17 protein-coding genes are annotated in these 17,098 nt (G+C 54.1%); 9 read left to right on the top strand and 8 right to left on the bottom strand.

Annotated features, from left to right (window positions below; genetic code table 11):
• Nucleotides 1–17 precede the first annotated feature (17 nt).
• Nucleotides 18–293: a DUF333 domain-containing protein gene (locus HFD95_RS00665; protein WP_003853763.1), complete on the bottom strand. Its 276-nt coding sequence runs from the start codon at nt 291–293 to the stop codon at nt 18–20.
• 184 nt (nt 294–477) lie between these two features.
• Between HFD95_RS00665 and HFD95_RS00660 the strand changes: the two genes are divergently transcribed.
• From HFD95_RS00660 to ttcA, 4 genes are all read left to right on the top strand, one after another.
• Nucleotides 478–1,134 carry an MgtC/SapB family protein gene (locus tag HFD95_RS00660; protein ID WP_010244641.1) on the top strand — a complete coding sequence of 219 codons (657 nt, stop codon included), beginning with the start codon at nt 478–480 and terminating at the stop codon, nt 1,132–1,134.
• Between the two features lie 213 nt (nt 1,135–1,347).
• A complete protein-coding gene (locus tag HFD95_RS00655; protein WP_010670215.1) occupies nt 1,348–1,608 on the top strand; it encodes a hypothetical protein in 261 nt (86 codons plus the stop codon).
• A 691-nt stretch (nt 1,609–2,299) separates the two neighbouring features.
• Entirely contained in the window at nt 2,300–2,458 is a 159-nt protein-coding gene (locus HFD95_RS00650) for a hypothetical protein (RefSeq protein WP_162848974.1), read from the top strand.
• Nucleotides 2,459–2,764: 306 nt separating this feature from the next.
• Nucleotides 2,765–3,700: a tRNA 2-thiocytidine(32) synthetase TtcA gene (ttcA, locus tag HFD95_RS00645; RefSeq protein WP_039386354.1), complete on the top strand. Its 936-nt coding sequence runs from the start codon at nt 2,765–2,767 to the stop codon at nt 3,698–3,700.
• 486 nt (nt 3,701–4,186) lie between these two features.
• Here ttcA and zntB read toward each other — a convergent pair whose 3' ends face one another.
• Together zntB and HFD95_RS00635 are read right to left on the bottom strand one after the other, a co-directional pair.
• On the bottom strand, nt 4,187–5,170 hold the full coding sequence (gene zntB / locus HFD95_RS00640) for a zinc transporter ZntB (protein WP_010244630.1): 984 nt from the start codon (nt 5,168–5,170) through the stop codon (nt 4,187–4,189).
• 117 nt (nt 5,171–5,287) lie between these two features.
• On the bottom strand, nt 5,288–6,907 hold the full coding sequence (locus tag HFD95_RS00635) for an ABC transporter substrate-binding protein (protein ID WP_010670219.1): 1,620 nt from the start codon (nt 6,905–6,907) through the stop codon (nt 5,288–5,290).
• 152 nt (nt 6,908–7,059) lie between these two features.
• Between HFD95_RS00635 and mpaA the strand changes: the two genes are divergently transcribed.
• Nucleotides 7,060–7,767: a murein tripeptide amidase MpaA gene (gene mpaA / locus HFD95_RS00630; RefSeq protein WP_158131665.1), complete on the top strand. Its 708-nt coding sequence runs from the start codon at nt 7,060–7,062 to the stop codon at nt 7,765–7,767.
• On the opposite strand, the gene ycjG is transcribed toward mpaA, so the two are convergent.
• Nucleotides 7,742–8,725, bottom strand: coding sequence for an L-Ala-D/L-Glu epimerase (ycjG, locus tag HFD95_RS00625; RefSeq protein ID WP_062757722.1), 984 nt, complete (start codon nt 8,723–8,725; stop codon nt 7,742–7,744). The genes mpaA and ycjG overlap by 26 nt on opposite strands.
• Nucleotides 8,726–8,871: 146 nt before the next feature.
• Between ycjG and tpx the strand changes: the two genes are divergently transcribed.
• Entirely contained in the window at nt 8,872–9,375 is a 504-nt protein-coding gene (gene tpx / locus HFD95_RS00620; protein WP_010244619.1) for a thiol peroxidase, read from the top strand.
• A gap of 368 nt (nt 9,376–9,743) precedes the next feature.
• Here tpx and tyrR read toward each other — a convergent pair whose 3' ends face one another.
• Complete coding sequence (gene tyrR, locus HFD95_RS00615) at nt 9,744–11,309, bottom strand: transcriptional regulator TyrR (protein ID WP_033771857.1); 1,566 nt, start codon at nt 11,307–11,309, stop codon at nt 9,744–9,746.
• A gap of 229 nt (nt 11,310–11,538) precedes the next feature.
• On the opposite strand from tyrR, the gene HFD95_RS00610 reads away from it, so the two are divergent.
• From HFD95_RS00610 to HFD95_RS00600, 3 genes are read left to right on the top strand one after another with little or no spacing between them, the layout of a single operon-like run.
• A complete protein-coding gene (locus HFD95_RS00610) occupies nt 11,539–11,895 on the top strand; it encodes a GtrA family protein (RefSeq protein ID WP_010244613.1) in 357 nt (118 codons plus the stop codon).
• A complete protein-coding gene (locus HFD95_RS00605) occupies nt 11,895–12,845 on the top strand; it encodes a glycosyltransferase family 2 protein (RefSeq protein WP_167429700.1) in 951 nt (316 codons plus the stop codon). Before HFD95_RS00610 ends, HFD95_RS00605 begins: the two co-directional genes overlap by 1 nt.
• 49 nt (nt 12,846–12,894) lie before the next feature.
• Complete coding sequence (locus HFD95_RS00600) at nt 12,895–14,313, top strand: hypothetical protein (protein ID WP_167429699.1); 1,419 nt, start codon at nt 12,895–12,897, stop codon at nt 14,311–14,313.
• 43 nt (nt 14,314–14,356) lie between these two features.
• Here the strand turns inward: HFD95_RS00600 and HFD95_RS00595 are convergent, their stop codons facing one another.
• From HFD95_RS00595 to pspD, 3 genes are read right to left on the bottom strand one after another with little or no spacing between them, the layout of a single operon-like run.
• Entirely contained in the window at nt 14,357–15,418 is a 1,062-nt protein-coding gene (locus tag HFD95_RS00595) for a YcjF family protein (RefSeq protein WP_031591541.1), read from the bottom strand.
• Nucleotides 15,415–16,812: a YcjX family protein gene (locus tag HFD95_RS00590; protein ID WP_010244602.1), complete on the bottom strand. Its 1,398-nt coding sequence runs from the start codon at nt 16,810–16,812 to the stop codon at nt 15,415–15,417. The genes HFD95_RS00595 and HFD95_RS00590 overlap by 4 nt, the downstream gene beginning before the upstream one ends.
• Nucleotides 16,793–17,041, bottom strand: coding sequence for a phage shock protein PspD (pspD, locus tag HFD95_RS00585; protein WP_010670225.1), 249 nt, complete (start codon nt 17,039–17,041; stop codon nt 16,793–16,795). The genes HFD95_RS00590 and pspD overlap by 20 nt, the downstream gene beginning before the upstream one ends.
• Between the last annotated feature and the right edge of the window lie 57 nt (nt 17,042–17,098).

Here is a 17,098-nt window from a genome sequence, read left to right as displayed (position 1 = left end):
GCAATCCGGCCTGATCATCAGCGCGCGCAATTCCCGCCAATTAACGCCTGCTCATCACAGCGACGTCCATTGACTAACTGACACATCCCCACTCTTGAGCCATCCAGCTGATGCGAAAATGCCAGCGTTCCGCCCGCATTCGAACAGGTGCTTTCTGCCAGGGAAGACATCACCACCCGTGGCTGGATGTGGGCGGCGGTGGCTTGTTGCGGTGGCTCGTTATCATCACTGTTGCTGCTGCAGGCAGAGAGTAATAATGCGGCACCGGCCAGCAAAAAAGTGGCTGCTTTCATCAGTCGGACTCCGGGAAGTGGGGGAAAAGGCTGGCTCAGCATATGTCAGGCAGCACAACGGGTCGAGAGGTGAAACAGCTTTTTACAAAATTCTCCGGCGTCATTTGCAAGCAGAATTATCTTGTTTACCTGTTATCGCTGAACTGTCACCCTTTTTCGGCCCTTATTAATTCGGAGTAAAGCCATGTTAATGGATATGTTAATTCGCATAGCGCTGGCCGGTATTCTCGGCGGCCTGATCGGCATGGAGCGCCAGATGCGAGCCAAAGAAGCAGGACTGCGTACCCATATTCTGGTCGGTATCGGCAGTGCGATGTTTATGCTGGTATCGAAATATGGCTTCGCCGATATGCTCAATAGTGACCATGTGGCACTGGATCCCAGCCGTATTGCTGCCCAGGTAGTCAGCGGCATGGGTTTCCTTGGCGCAGGCACCATTATGATTCAGAAGCAGGTGGTGAAAGGCTTAACCACGGCGGCGGGATTATGGGTGACTGCGGCGATTGGTCTGGTGATTGGCAGCGGCATGTATGAGATCGGCATTTATGGCACGGTGCTGGCGCTGGTGGTGCTGGAAGTCTTCCGCCGCCTGAGCCATTTTCTCATCGGTAAACATCATACGCTGCTGGTTTTTCTTAAGCCCAAAAGTGTGCCGCTGGTGCTGCTGGTCATGCAGCGGGAAGGCATTCGCTACGGCAATGTGACGGTGATTAACCGGGATGAGGAGAGTGGTCTGTGTGAGCTCAGTGTTCAGGTGACGCTGTCCCGCAAATCAAACGATGCTCACCTCTACGATAAGGTCATGGAGATCAAAGGAGTTCAGTCGCTGGAGATGATGTAAATCCCTTTCCATAAAGATCATTCCTGCTGAACACAGGCCGGTCAGCAGCAGGACGTTGCAGAAGGGAGTTATCGGTACGCGCTGTCTTCTGCCCTCTCCATCAGATTCATCTATTATCATCATCATGCAGCCTGACCTGAGATATAGAGCCCGCCGGGAATTAATGTCATAATCCGTGATTGTTTATTAAGGTAACCATTTATCCGGTGAAAAATGCGCCAGAACTCTGACCATCGTGACGAAACCCTGTCCGCTTCTGTACGTAAAAGTAGCTGGCCGGTACTGAGCATGCTTATCTTTACGCTGATTGCGGGCGCTATGACCATCATGATGATCCTGGATCATCGTAATTCCGTAAATAATGCGCTTGAGACCGGACAGTGTCTGGTGGGGGAAGGCGCTGAAAGTTTGCTGGAAGTGCTCAGACATTTTTTACATCATGCTTATCGCTGGATTTTTAAAGCCTGTGGCTAGCAATAATAAATTCAGTGCAGCAGGAAATGCAGTAATCCGTGTCGGTTTACCAGCAACAAAACGCCGCAATACATGACTGCAACATAGCAGAGTAAAAAGAGCATCAGCGTCAATATAAATCGGACACCATAATTTTTTATATCGTGAGTGTTTTCCGGATGTCTCATCGAATTTAAAGTTTTCTCCGTCCTTATTCACCTATATAGCCAGCAATTTAACGATTTGTTACGCTGCCCGCATTACCATGATGTGCGGAACGATGAAGTCACAGCTGGTCTCTCAGGAAAAACAGTTATGAGTGTAAAAATTAAAGCCGCCCTTTTTAACTTTCACATTCACTTTAATGGCTTTAATTTCACCCGTCTGCTTTGAAAAGCAACAGATTTGGACGTGGCGATATGTGCCAGTAAAATCGATTCAGATTTAATGGGATACAAAAAAACAGTGATGCCTGTGCATCTTACGCATTCCCAATTATAACCCGGCAGTGTCAACGCATATTCAACAGCAGTGTTTTTCAGATTCAGGCGTTAATGAAATTAACAGTACATCATGATATTTAACTCCCTGCGAATTTATAGCAACAATTCGAAAGAAAATTTCAAATCAGATAAGCATAAACAGGACTCCGTTTATGCATGATTGATTAATAGCGGTGCATGCTCTTTTTTTTTGTTAACGGGTCGCTCTGATGAAATATCTGTTAATTATCTCAATCATTTTTATGACTGCGGGTTGTGCGGCAAAAAAAGAGAATGCGCGGGCTGATGCTTACCAGGCATCACTGCCAACCTGTTCTGCGCACAATGATGAAATCGATTGCCAGTGGAAAGATGTGCCAGCCAGCTGACATCGTATAGTTGAACGCTATCCGTGACACATCAGCCCGCAATTATTGAGTAATGACCTGGTAAGGCCTGCCCTCTTTTTTCACTGAGTACCGCCGCATCGATTTACGTCGCTGCTCCCTTAACGGGTAGTCTCTGCCGGATTCCCCGGGCGGCTATCCGCTGATTACTTCACTCCAGTACTGGCATTCGCGGCAACAATCCGTACCATACGCTGCATATTCGTGACACCGCAGTGAAGTGTCTGGCTGAACGCGCACGGCAATTTGCCCTTTAGCTACGCTTTCTGGATTTTGAGATAGGTAAAAATGCAAGATAATCAAACGGTTGACAAGAAAGAACAGTACAACCTCAATAAACTGCAAAAACGTCTGCGTCGTAACGTCGGCGAAGCCATTGCAGATTTTAATATGATTGAAGAAGGCGACCGCATCATGGTCTGCCTGTCGGGCGGCAAAGACAGCTACACCATGCTGGAAATTTTGCGCAGTCTGCAAAAAAGTGCGCCGGTCAACTTCAGTCTTATTGCCGTTAACCTCGACCAGAAACAGCCGGGCTTCCCTGAGCATATCCTGCCGGAATATCTTGAGTCGCAGGGCGTTGAGTATCGGATTATCGAAGAAGATACCTACTCCATCGTCAAAGATAAGATCCCGGAAGGCAAAACCACCTGCTCACTCTGCTCGCGCCTGCGCCGTGGCATTCTCTATCGCGTCGCAACTGAGCTGGGCTGTACTAAAATTGCGCTGGGCCACCATCGCGATGACATTCTGCAGACGCTGTTCCTGAACATGTTTTACGGCGGAAAAATGAAAGGCATGCCGCCAAAGCTGATGAGCGACGATGGCAAGCAGATTGTGATCCGTCCGCTGGCTTACTGCCGCGAGAAAGATATCATCCGCTTCTCAGAAGCGCGTCAGTTCCCGATTATTCCGTGTAACCTCTGCGGTTCTCAGCCGAACCTGCAGCGTCAGGTGGTAGCCGATATGCTGCGTGACTGGGATAAGCGCTATCCTGGCCGTATCGAAACCATGTTCAGCGCGATGCAGAATGTGGTGCCGTCACATATGGCGGATATCAACCTGTTCGATTTTAAAGGCATTAAGCATGGCGATGCGGTGGTTGACGGCGGGGATCTCGCCTTTGACCGGGAATCTCTGCCGCTGCAGCCTGTTGGCTGGCGGGCTGATGAAGAGGATGCCCCGGATACCAGCGCGCGTCTGGATGTGATTCAGATTAAATAAGTGCTGGAAGCGTTAAGGGCGTGCTGCTGGCAGCACGCCCTTTTTTTATATGTTGCGATGCGGTGGTGGATCCATTATCGGCGGAAATTCCGGATCTGTCGGCGGATCAGGCTGGGGTTGTGGCTGAGGAATAGGCTCAGGAATCGGGATCGGATCCGTGGGGATCGGCTCGCTGTTAAGAATCGCGCTCATGCCGTACTCCTTTTGTTGCGAATGGACTTTAAGCTTAGGTAAGGAACGGCGTTACAGCCAGGCGGGCAAAAAAAAAGCCGGCACACGGGCCGGCATGTTTCGAATTAAATGTGCTATGCATTAATTCTAAATTAGGAAGTAAGACAATATGGAGCGCAACGCCCATCGCTTGACGTTGCATTCACCTGCGGGAGAGAGTTTGCGTCAGCAGCGACAATGGGTTCTTGATGTCGATCAGCTTTTGCGTCCTTTACGGGATTTTCAGCGCAGATAACCGATACGCTACGCATAACGTTAGAGCCAGCGCCGTTTGCGCAGGTACCCCGCTACCCCCACGGCCAGCGCCACCAGCAGCAGACAGAAGATAGAGAAACCGTATCGCCATTCGCCGCCCGGAATACCGCCCAGGTTGACGCCAAACAGGCCGGTCAGGAAGGTGGCTGGCAGAAAAATCATCGCCATCAGTGACATGGTATAGGTACGGCGGTTCATCGACTCCGCCATCGCAGAAGCAACCTCATCAGCCAGAATCGCGGTACGCGCCACCCCCGCATCCAGATCATCCAGCCCGCGTCCCAGCCGATCGGCGATTTCCTGCATCCGGCGGCGTTCGGTGTCATCCATCCAGGCCAGTTTTTCACTGGCCAGCCGTGCATAGACATCCCGCTGGGGTGCCATATACCGCCGCATCACAATCAGCTGTTTGCGCAGCAGGCCGAGTTCGCCTCGTGCCGGCATCCGCTGGTCAAGCAGCGCATCTTCCAGCTCAATGATTTTGTCATGTAAATCTTCGATAAACTCGCTGGTGTGATCGGTCAGGGCATCACAGATATCGACCAGCCAGCTGCCGCAGTCAATCGGGCCGTTACCATTCTGCAAATCCGTGAGGACTTCATCGACGGCAGAAACTTTACGCCGCCGGGTCGAGACGATGAGCTTATCGTTGATAAACACCCGCATCACCACCAGCTGGTCGCGACGCGCATCGCTGTTGTGGTTGACGCTGCGCAGCACGATCATAAAGCCGTCGCCCAGCCGGCTGACGCGTGGACGCATACTGTCGCCCGCTAAAGCGTCTCGCACGGCATCAGGGATCTGTGTCGTCGACTGCAGCCATTCCGCGCTCTTACGGTGGGTATAGTTCAGATGGAGCCAGCAGGGCTGCTCACACTGGATGACTTCATCTTCAGCAATCGGGATCATCCCGCCCTTGCCATCCAGCTGGCAGGAAATTATGGCATCTGAAACCTGTAACGCTTTTCCTTCAATTACGTCCACACCGTCGCCTCACCACTAAAATCAATACGATACAGTCTAGCGTGACGGTGTTGAGTTGCAATCTCCGGGCTGTGTAGAAAGATGTCAGAGGGTGGCCGGTTGACCGGCCACCTGCACTCAGTGCTTTTCAATCCACAGTTCGCGACTGTAGGCGACATCTTCAGGGTTAGTTATGGGATAGCCTTTGACCCAGGGTTTAATCAGGCGGCCATTGGTGTACTGATAGATGGGGGCGATCGGGGCCTGCTCAGCCAGGATCTGCTCGGCACGGTTGTAATCGCTGTTACGTACCTGATCGCTGGTCTCCCGGCTGGCTTTGGCGATAACCGCATCGTAATCCGCGTTGTTAAAGCGCGCGATGTTGCTGCTGTTGCCCGACGTCAGCAGATTCAGGAAAGTGGAGGGCTCATTGTAGTCACCGACCCACGAGGCGCGGATCACATCGAAGTTTCCGCTGTTACGGCTGTCGATATAGGTTTTCCACTCCTGGTTCTCCAGCGTGACATCCACACCGAGGTTCTTTTTCCACATTGAGGCCACAGCAATCGCAATCTTCTGGTGGCTCTCAGAGGTGTTGTAGAGCAGTTTGAGTTTCAGCGGCTTGCCGGGACCGTAACCGGCAGCAGCGAGCAGCGATTTGGCCTGTGCATTCAGGCTGTTCTGATCGTGCTGTTGCATGAACGTGGGCAGTGGCTTAAAGCCTGCTGTCACATCTGGCGTAAAGTGCCACGCCGGTTTCTCACCGGTTCCCAGCACTTTTTCAGCAATCACTTTCCGGTCGATAGACCAGGAGAGCGCTTTGCGAACCCGCACATCGGCCGTCGGCCCTTTCTGCGTGTTAAACGCGTAGTAATAGGTGCCTAACTGGTCAGGTGTGTAGACCTCTCCGGGCAGAGTTTTCTTCAGTAGCGCATACATGTTTTTCGGGAAGGATTCGGTGATATCAATATCGTTGGATCGATAACGTTTAGTGGCGCTCGACTCTTCATTAATCGGCACAAAAGTCACTTTCGTCAGCACCGAATGGGCATCATCCCAGTAGTGAGGATTACGTGTCAGTACGATTTTTTCGTTCACTACGCGTTCGCTGAGCTGATAGGCCCCGTTGCCCACCAGTTTGCCGGGTGACGTCCAGCTGTCACCCTGTTGCGCAATAATTTTCTGCGGCACCGGGAAAAGCGCCACGTTAGCCACTAGCGCCGGAAACCACGGCACCGGACGATCCAGCGTCACCTTAAGCTGGTTTTTACTCTGTGCGACCACACCCAGCTTGTCGGGCGTCATTTCGCCTTTGGTTATCGCTGCCGCATTTTGAATACCGCTTAAGCCCGCGAACCAGGCAAAGGCTGAACTGTTTTTCGGATCGACCAGGCGCTGCCAGCTGTAGACAAAATCCTGAGCCGTGACCGGATCACCGTTCGACCAGCGCGCGTTATTACGCAGCGTAAAGACCCAGGTTTTGTTATCACTGCTGCTCCAGCTCTGCGCCACGCCCGGCACGATTTTGCCCTGCGCATCCTGATTGGTCAGCCCTTCAAACAGATCGCGTATCACCTGAATTTCAGGCAGTCCTACCGCTTTAAGCGGATCGAGCGAAGCGGGTTCATCTTTAATATGGCGAACGATCTGCTGCTGTTCAGCCAGTTGTGCGCCAGCGGGTGGATTCGCCGCGATGGCGGGTGTGATGATGCTGCTCAGGCTGATTGCTGCCAGCGTCATGCGAAAGGTCTTGACCATTATCACTCCTTTACCCCAAAGAAGCGCTGCATCAGTCTGTTGCCGATGCAACTTGTGCAGGGCACTTTAGCGCAAATGGCTGACAGATAAATAGCTATTTTCCGCGCACGGCTTTTCCGCTACTTTTAGTAAAACCCTTTGAGGAAATAACTATGTCGCCACTCCATCCACGTCCCCTGCGCGGCAAACTGGACGTCCCCTATCAGCAGTATGGCCGCTCAGTGCTGGGCGCGCCGCTGCTCTGGTTTCCGGCGCCGCTGGGCGATCCCGAGAGCGGGTTGATTCTGGCGGGCACTCACGGTGATGAGAATGCGGCCATCGCCACCCTCTCCGCCGCATTACGGACGCTGCCTGATGGAATGCGTCGGCACCACGTGGTGTTGGCGGTCAATCCTGATGGCTGTCAGCTCGGACTGCGCGCGAACGCAAACGGCGTCGATCTCAACCGCAACTTTCCGGCGGCGAACTGGCAGTCAGGCGAGACGGTGTATCGCTGGAACAGCGCTGCCGACGAGCGTGATGTGGCGCTCTCGACCGGGACTCATCCGGCTTCTGAACCGGAAACCCAGGCGCTCTGTGCGCTGATTCATCAGCTGAAACCACGCTGGATCGTCTCATGGCATGAACCGCTGGGCTGTATTGACGACCCGCATCAGGCAGAGATTGGTGGCTGGCTGGCCAGCCACACCGGCCTTCCGCGAGTCAGCAGCGTTGGTTATGACACGCCAGGCTCATTCGGCAGCTGGTGTAAAGATCTCAGCCTGCCCTGCGTCACTGCTGAAATGCCGGTGATTTCAGTGGATGAAGCCACTGAAACCTACCTGGAGATGATGGTTAATCTGCTGCGCTGGCAGCAATGATCAGCTGACCGTTGCGCACTTTAATCGCCGGTTCTGCATCCACCGCCAGCCAGGTCGGCCCGTCGAGATCGGCAAAGCGAGTCTGCGGCACCAGCGGCAGTGCGGCGCGTATCGCCCGCGAGGTGCAGAGCATGCAGCCGAGCATGACCGCAAACCCCTGCTGCTGAGCCGCATCGGCCAGCGCCAGCGCCTCGGTCAGCCCGCCCGCTTTATCCAGCTTGATATTGACCATCTCATAACGGCCTCGCAGCGACGCCAGGCTGTCACGGGTGTGACAGCTCTCATCGGCGCAGATCGGTAATGGATGGATAAAGTTCTCCAGCGCCGCATCCTCACCCGCTGGCAGGGGCTGTTCCAGCATCGCCACATTGATGTCCGCCAGCAGCTGACAGCGCGCCGCCAGACCTTCAGCGTGCCAGGATTCATTGGCATCCACAATCAGGGTCGCGTCCGGCACGGCGGCGCGAATCGCCATCAGCCGTTCGGTAATGAAATTATTATCCAGCTTAATCTTCAACAGGGTTGCACCATGCTGCCACAGCGCGAGCGCGCTGCTGGCCATCGCCTCGGGAGTATCAATGCTGACGGTCTGCGCGGTCACGACATCCTCAGGTGCGGTCACGCCGCTAAGCTGCCAGAGGCTGCTCTGCTGCTGGTGTGAGGCGAGATCCCATAGTGCGCTGTCAATGGCGTTGCGCGCCGCCCCGGCGGGCAGCGCCTGTTGTAACGCCTCGCGCGTCATGCCCTGTTGCAGCGCGGGCAGCAGCGCGGCGATTTGCGCCAGCACCGACGCCTCGCTTTCACCATAGCGCGCATAAGGCGTCGCTTCGCCAACGCCTTTTACTCCGTCTTCCTCAATTTCAACCACCACCACTTTGACTTCAGTCCGGGTTCCACGGGCAATGACAAACGGCGTGTGCAACGGCCAGGCTTCGGGATAACTTTTTACCGTTCTCATTTCCACTCCACAATGTGTGACGCAGTGGCAGACCGCCACGTTAAATTCCACAATTGAACTCGTAAACCCTTAACATTTATGTCATAAACAACGGCTATCTTTAGCCGTTTTGTGTCAGATCTTTTTTATCATTAAAAGGAATCACTATGTCTCAGACTGTTCATTTTCAGGGTAATGCCGTACCGGTTGCTGGTCAGTTTCCTCAGGCTGGCGATAAAGCCAAAGCTTTCACGCTGGTAGCGAAAAACCTGGTTAACGTCGCGCTCTCTGAGTATGCAGGAAAACGCAAAATTCTGAACATTTTCCCGAGCGTAGATACCGGTGTCTGTGCTTCATCGGTGCGCAAGTTCAATCAGGCTGCAAGCGAACTGAATAACACCGTGGTGTTATGCATCTCTGCCGATCTGCCGTTTGCCCAGTCGCGCTTCTGTGGCGCAGAAAACCTGAACAACGTGGTGACGTTGTCGACGCTGCGCGGCTCAGAGTTTAAATATGATTATGGCGTGGAAATTGCCGATGGTGCGCTGGAAGGTCTGACCGCACGAGCCGTAATTGTGCTGGATGAGAACGATAAAGTGATCTACAGCCAGCTGGTTGATGAAATCACCACTGAGCCTGATTATGACGCTGCGCTGACCGCGCTGAAGTAATAAAAAAAGCGGATAACCGAGTTATCCGCTTCAAACTGCTGGCAAACCCGTATCAGGGTGGTTCTGGCAGCAACGAAGAAGCTCAACGCACAGGGAACCGGGTCAGAAGAGGAAAGCGTCACGCGCCAGGGACAAAAACGCCGGGAGCGTTTTTGAACAACGTAAAGCGTTGGCCCGGTTACGGGCGCACCTCAGGGATGAGGTGCGTAATCGCGCGTGCCGAGCGTGTCAGGGATGACGCCTTTTGCGTCTTTCCGATCTGACCCGGTTCCCTGAGCAGGCTCAGCCTCAAAGCCAGATGGGCCAGACTCTATCGACCATATCCAACGGATAATCAGCTTACCCACTTCTCACCTGCAGTCCGTCACTTATTCGCTTTCGGTGCGCTTCTGCCCCAGACCATACTCCCGCAATTTATTCGCAATCGCCGTATGCGACACACCAAGCCGTTTTGCCAGTTTTCGGGTGCTGGGATAGGAGAGATAGAGCCGCGTCAGAATCGACCGTTCGAAACGACTGGTGATCTGATCCAGCGTCCCTTCCAGCGCCTCATCGCCCAGTGACACATCCAGTGCCTGTTCAGGCAACACGATATCCTGCGGACGCAGTTCGTAACCTTCCAGTTGGGTTAACGCCCGATAAAGCGCATTTTTAAGCTGACGCACGTTACCAGGCCAGGCGTAGCGAGTCAGAAAAGCGTTAAGTTGCGGCGAGAGTCGCGGACGCGCCATCCCCTGCTCATCCGCAAAGCGGGCAACAAACATCTCGGTCAGCGGCAGAATATCCTGCGGACGATCGCGCAGAGGCGGCAGTTGCAGCGTCAGCACATTGAGCCGGTAAAAGAGATCCTCGCGGAACTCCCCGCGCTGCACCAGCTCAATCAGGTTTTTCTGCGTAGCGCAGATTACCCGCACATTGACATGCACTTCATGCTCTTCACCGACGCGGCGGAAGGTGCCATCATTGAGAAAACGCAGCAGCTTGGTCTGCATTCTCGGCGACATCTCACCAATCTCATCCAGCAGCACAGAGCCGCCGTTAGCCTGCTCAAAAAAGCCCTTCTTACCTTCCAGCGCATTCGGATAGGCTCCGGCGGCATGACCAAACAGCTCGCTTTCGGCGACATCATCGGGCAGAGAGGCACAGTTCAACGCCAGGAAGGGATTCTTGCCGCGGGCACTGCGCAGATGGCAGGCGCGTGCCAGCATATCTTTCCCGGTGCCGGTGTCGCCAACAATCAGTAAAGGCGCATCGAGCATCGCCAGTTTACGCGCCTGATCCACCACCTGACGCATCTTCGGCGTGACAGCAATGATATGGTCAAACTCCGATTCATCGGTGACCACCAGATTCTGCAACTGACGACCCATGCGGGCTGTCGACTTCAGCATCACCATCGCCCCCACTGGCCTGTCGATCTGGCCCTCTTCGCCCGGCAGATAAATAGGACGCGCTTCCATCAGAAAATCGCGGCCCTCAATGACCACATGCTGCGCCTGCGCTTCAACCCGATCGCTCTCCAGCCAGCGCATGAAGTTGAAGCCGTTAATCAGATTACCGGCGCTGAAGTTGCGCATCTTCTCTTCATCGAGATTAAACAGGTTCTGTGCGGCCGGATTAGCCAGTTCAACCTTGCTTTTCAGATCGATGGAGAAAACCGGATCCGGCATCGCCACCAGCAGGGCGCTCAGCGCACGATGCTCGCGTTCAGAGGGCATGTACGCTACCGTGCGCACATCTGTTACGCCCGGTGTACGCCGGATTTCCGCCATCAGATTGCTGAAGGCGTCAAATTCCAGTGCAGAAAAGTTCAGATAGATGCGGCCCAGCGCCGTGATTTCGATACCGCGTAAATCAATGTTGCGTGCCACCAGCAGATCGAGCAGTTCACGCGTCAGACCGAGTCGGTCCTGACAGAACACTTCCAGACGCATTGCGTTCGCCTTAATCAGGTTCAGATAAGACAATAATACGCTAAGTCGCGCACCTGCAGAAAGGGATCTGTCAGGAAAAGTTGACAGCTCCGGCGCGTATGGCGGACTTTTGTACTGCCCTGCTGGATCAGCCGAGCCCTCACTGATTGTCAGCCTTTGTCAGCACCAGACTGTTGATTGCTGGCGGATTGCTGTATATTTTGCCCAACCGATTAGAAATGATTATAAAATGCTGACTTTCTTCGCAAAATATCTGACTGTGGGTCTGGTAAATACCCTGATTCATTGGGTGACCTTTTTTATTTGCCTCAGTCTGGGGCTGTTCCAGTCGACCGCGAACCTGATTGCTTTTTGCCTGGCCGTCACCTTCTCTTTCTTTGTTAATGCGCGCTGGACATTTAAACAGCAGGCGACAGCGTGGCGATATATTCTTTACGTCGTTTTTATGGGCGCGATGGCATTCAGCATCGGTTATCTGGCTGATCGATTCGGCCTCTATCCGATTATTACGCTGATCACCTCATCGGCTATCAGTCTGGCGTGTGGCTTTCTTTTTTCCCGCTTTATCGTATTTAAAGGAGAATAATGAAAATCTCTCTGGTGGTACCGGTATTTAATGAAGAGGAGGTCATCCCTCTTTTTTATGACGCGGTCAGAAAATATGAAGCGCTGGCAGCCTGGCAGGTTGAGATTGTTTTTGTTGATGATGGCAGCACAGATGCAACGCATGCGCTGATTACCCAACTGAGTCAGAGCGATCCGCTGGTACTCAGCCTGTCGTTTATTCGTAATTTCGGCAAGGAACCCGCGCTGTTTGCCGGCCTGGAAGCCGCAACCGGCGATGCCGTTATCCCGATTGATGTGGATTTACAGGACCCCATCACTGTTATCCCTGAGATGATCAGCAAGTGGCTGGCAGGTGCTGATATTGTTCTTGCCAAGCGGATGGACAGAAGTGCCGATGGCCACCTCAAACGCAAAACCGCCCGCTGGTTTTACAAACTGCATAACAGTATCAGCCATCCGCAGATAGAAGAGAATGTCGGTGATTTCCGGCTGATGTCGCGTGAAGTTGTCGAGAATATTAAGCTGCTGCCCGAGAAGAATCTCTTTATGAAGGGGATTCTGAGCTGGGTCGGCGGAAAGACTGATATCGTAGAATATGTGCGTACTGAGAGGATCGCGGGCCACAGTAAATTCGGCGGCTGGAAGCTGTGGAATCTTGCGCTGGAGGGACTGACCTCATTCTCTACGGTTCCACTTCGCATCTGGTCATATCTGGGTTTTCTGGTGGCCTCGCTAGCTTTTCTATATGGACTCTGGATGATCCTGGATAAGTTGCTGTTTGGTAACCCGGTGCCAGGCTACCCCTCTATTCTGGTTTCCGTGCTGTTTCTTGGTGGCGTTCAGCTTATTGGGATTGGCGTGCTGGGTGAATATATCGGCCGCATTTACATGGAAACCAAAAATCGTCCTCGCTATATTTTGCGAAAATCCGCGCCGAAAAAAATTAACTCCCCTCAGAATACCGACTAAATTGCCCACTCAGGGGCAGAGAAGATGGACAGATTAATAAGGATGACAGATGATCGCCACTGATACCGGCATAACCCGCCGTCAGGTCTTTTTGCTTTTTGTGATAGTTTTCCTGATTGCTTACAGTCCTGCTTATTTAACCCATTACGCCTACACCGATGACTGGACGAACCTCTACTGGGCTAATTTTGACAAGCTGAGTATTCTAAACTGGGACACGTTATCCGGCAGGCCGGTATATGGCATTATTCAGTACAGCGCCTCTTTTCTGGTGGAGAGCGTAGAACGCCTGGCACTGCTGCGTTCTGTCGCAATTGTTCTGCTCATCTTTACCGGATACTACATCTATACCCTGTGTCAGAAATATGCGCTGCTGGAGAATCAGGCTCAGCGGATCACCTTTGCGTTATTGCTTTGTCTGCTGCCCTCATTCCAGGTTTATATTGCATGGGCATCCTGCTTTCCCTATATCGCTGCAATTCTGCTGGCAGGTGCCAGCTACCGCTTCTCGATAAAACCGGGCATCACAGGTCGCATTATAGCGGTCTGCCTGCTGACCATGGCCTTCTGTCTTTATCAACCGGCTGCGATGAGCTTTACCTTCTTTGCCGCACTGGATTTGTGCCTTTCAGAGCGAAAAATCGATAAGAAGCGTGCGGTAATCTCTCTGATGGTGCTGGGCGCAGGAATGTTCGCAGCGCTCATTGCCTCGAAGGTACTGCCTGTCCAGATTTATGGTCATTCGCTGCCGCGTTCCGCATTCAGCTACGACGTTCCGGTTAAACTGAAATGGTTTTTCAGCGAATACCTTAAGAACGTTATCTGTAACTTTGACCTCGGCGCAAAATCCGTGTCGGTGATCATCTCATCGATCATTATTGGCTTTGGACTGAAGAAAATTAAAGCAGCGGGCAATGACAAATTTTATCTGATGTTTATCTTATTGCTGATTGCCGCGCTGCCTAATCTGATTGTCAGTGAAAGTATGGCGGCCTACCGGACCCTGATTGCCGGTGCGCTGATCACCACCAGCGCGTTTATCCTGGGCCTGTTTGAAATCAGCAAAAAGTTAAAATGGAAAAAAACCTATTATGCACTGCTGGTGATAGCTGCCGCCTCGCTGTCGATAAGTCACCTGATTAATGGCTACTCGGTACCCGCCCGCAAAGAATTTGCCCTGCTTGAGCAGGCAATCACTCAGCAGGTACCTAAAGATTTTCAGGGTGCGCTCTATTATCGGCTGACCGGGGAGTATCTGCCCAAGGTTGCGACGCTACGGAAATATGACGACTTCGGCGGACTGGGGTTAAGCATGTCATGGACATTCGGCGGGATGGCGCATTTTATCAGGGAGAAAAATGGAATGGCCTACACGCTGCCAGCGGATCCGGTGATCACTGATGAGTCGGGCTGTCGGGGTGAGTGTCTGGTCATCGACTCCCGACAGGTGCTGCGCCAGCCACACTAAAGAATAAAGGCGGCAATGCCGCCTTTAATTTGTCACGAGAGCGTCAGGCTGACTTATTGCCGCCCTTCTGCAACGCCTCTTTCAACTGGCCCAGCAGCTCACGACGGAAATCGCCAAGCCGTGGTTTATCCTGCTCCAGCCACGGCAGTGGACGGCACAGTTCCATCGCTTTGATGCCCAGTCTTGCAGTCAGCAAACCCGCGCCAATACCCTGCGCGGCGCGCGTGGAAAGCCGGGCGGCGATATCCTGCGACATCCAGTCCATACCCACTTCCCGCACCAGTTCGGAAGCCCCGGCAAAGGCCATGTTGAGCAGCACCAGACGGAACAGCCGGATGCGGCTGAAGTAGCCCAGCTCAATGCCGTAAATAGCCGCAATGCGATTAACCAGCCGCAGATTACGCCAGGCGATAAACGCCATATCCACCAGCGCCAGCGGGCTGACCGCAATCATCAGCGTGGCTTCCGCAGCATGACGGCTGATTTCGCGCCGCGCCTGCCGATCCAGCACCGGCTGCACCAGTTGCGCATATAAGCGGACAATTTCACTGTCATTGTGGGTTTCGTGCAGCGAAGCATGCCAGCGCTGCAGGGCCGGATGCGCCTGATCCAGCTCTGCCTGCTGCGCCAGTTTTTCGCAGAAGGCCCGGCCTTTGCCGATGCCATGACTGTGCAGCAGCTCACGGCCCACATCCCGCTCCTCGGCGCGCTGACGCAGCTGATAGAGACGACGCCACTCGGTGGTCAGCGCGCCCACACCCGCCAGGACGATCAGACCACCCGCCACGCCGCTGCCCAGTGAAAACCAGTCGCGGGCCAGCCAGGCGTCATGTGTCCACTGGACACCCTGCGCAATCACGCTGACGCCAAACAGCAGCACGCCAGCGGTCACCAGTTTGCGCCACAGGCTGCGCTTAGGTTTCAGCGCAGCTTCCACCGCCCGTTCACCAGCGCCCTCCTCTTCGACAGCGACTTCTTCATCCTGCACCGCCAGAAACGCCGCCTGCGCTTCCGCTTCAAAAGTCTGCGCCGGGCGCAGCGGCGTGGTGCTGCTCTCATCCAGCGGACGGGCAAAATCGATACGCGGCTTCAGCGGATCACTCATCGCAATTTATCTCCCAATAAAAATTCCAGCGCGGCATCCATGCGGATATGTGGCAGCGGGCGATCGACGTCAAGCTGCTGCGGCCGGAACTGTTCAAACTGAAAACCCTGCTGCTGCCAGAAGGCATTACCAGGCAGACGCGGCGGGACTTCACCCGGATAGACGGTGAGCGGCTCACCATCATCCAGCCGGTTTCCGCGCAGGGCCGGGATCTTCTCGCCCCGGTGATCGACCAGCCCGCTCTGCGTCGCCTGCACCGACGCCAGCCCGATGCAATCCATGCTAATCCCCTCAAACGCCGCGTTCTGCCAGGCATCCTGCACCAGCTGCTGCAACAGTGACACCATATTGCCGTGCTGATCGCTGGTGATGTGATCGGCCTTGGTGGCGGCAAACAGCAATTTGTCGATTACCGGTGAAAAGAGCCGACGAAACAGGGTTCGCTGACCGTAATGAAAACTCTGCATCAGCTGCGTCAGTGCCAGCCGCATATCGTTAAACGCCTGGGGTCCGCTGTTAAGTGGTTGCAGGCAGTCAACCAGCACAATCTGGCGGTCAAAACGCAGGAAATGATTTTTATAGAAACCTTTCACCACATGCTGACAGTAGTAGTTAAACCGCTGCTGCAGCATGCTGAAGTTACTGCCCTTGTCCGCCTGCGCCAGCTTAGTGAGTTGCGCTTCATCAGCCGTCGGCCAGGGGAAGAACTGCAGCGCGGGGGCGCCTGCCATATCGCCAGGCAGCACGAAGCGACCGGGCTGAATAAAGTGTAAGCCTTCAGATTTACAGCGATGCAGATAGTCGGTCCAGGCAGCGGCAATCTCTGCCAGCTGGGTTTCATCGGCGGGTGCAAGCGGGTCGAGTTTTTCGCAGAGGGTTCGCCAGGGCTTTGCCCACTCAGCACGATCGCCCTGCAGCAGACCGTTCATCTGCCGGGACCAGGCGAGATAATCCTGCGCCAGCATCGGCAGATCCAGCAGCCATTCGCCGGGATAGTCGACAATCTCCAGATAGAGTGTCGCGGTCTCTTTCAGGTGACGCAGCAGCGAATCATTGGGACGATAACGCAGCGCCAGGCGCATTTCGCTGACGCCGCGTGTGGGTGTGGGCCAGGCAGGCGGCGTGCTGTAGAGCTGTGCCAGCCCTTCGTCATAGGTGAAACGGGCCGTGCCCATGTCACGCTGGGGCACCCGCTTTACGCCTAACAGGCGCTCATCCCGCACCACGGAAAACAGCGGCAAACGCGCGCCGCTGTGAACGGTTAAAAGCTGATTAACCAGTGAGGTGATGAAGGCGGTTTTGCCGCTGCGGCTTAATCCGGTTACCGCCAGCCGCAGGTGGCGATCAACGCCACGGTTCATCAACGCCATCAATTCAGTTTGCAGTCTTTTCATCTTTCTCCCTGATGAAGCGCGATGCCACCCGGTTCATCACGCGTTTCAGCAATGGCTCAAGCGCCACAGCCAGCAGCAGACGTAACGGGCGTCGCGCTACCGATTTCACTGCCCAGCCAGTGACACCGGCGGGACCGTAGGTAACAGCATTAATAATGATGAATTTAGCGGCCGACTTCAATGCAGGTGCCGCGCGGTGACGAAAAGCAGTGGATCGCGAAAAAGACATCAACACCTCCATTGAGTGAGCGAACGGGCCTGAGACAGGCCCGGCAATAACAGTAGC

The organism is Pantoea sp. EKM10T (genome assembly GCF_011800685.1).
In the GTDB taxonomy this organism is placed as follows: domain Bacteria; phylum Pseudomonadota; class Gammaproteobacteria; order Enterobacterales; family Enterobacteriaceae; genus Pantoea; species Pantoea agglomerans.
This window is presented reverse-complemented; position numbering and strand designations above follow the sequence as displayed.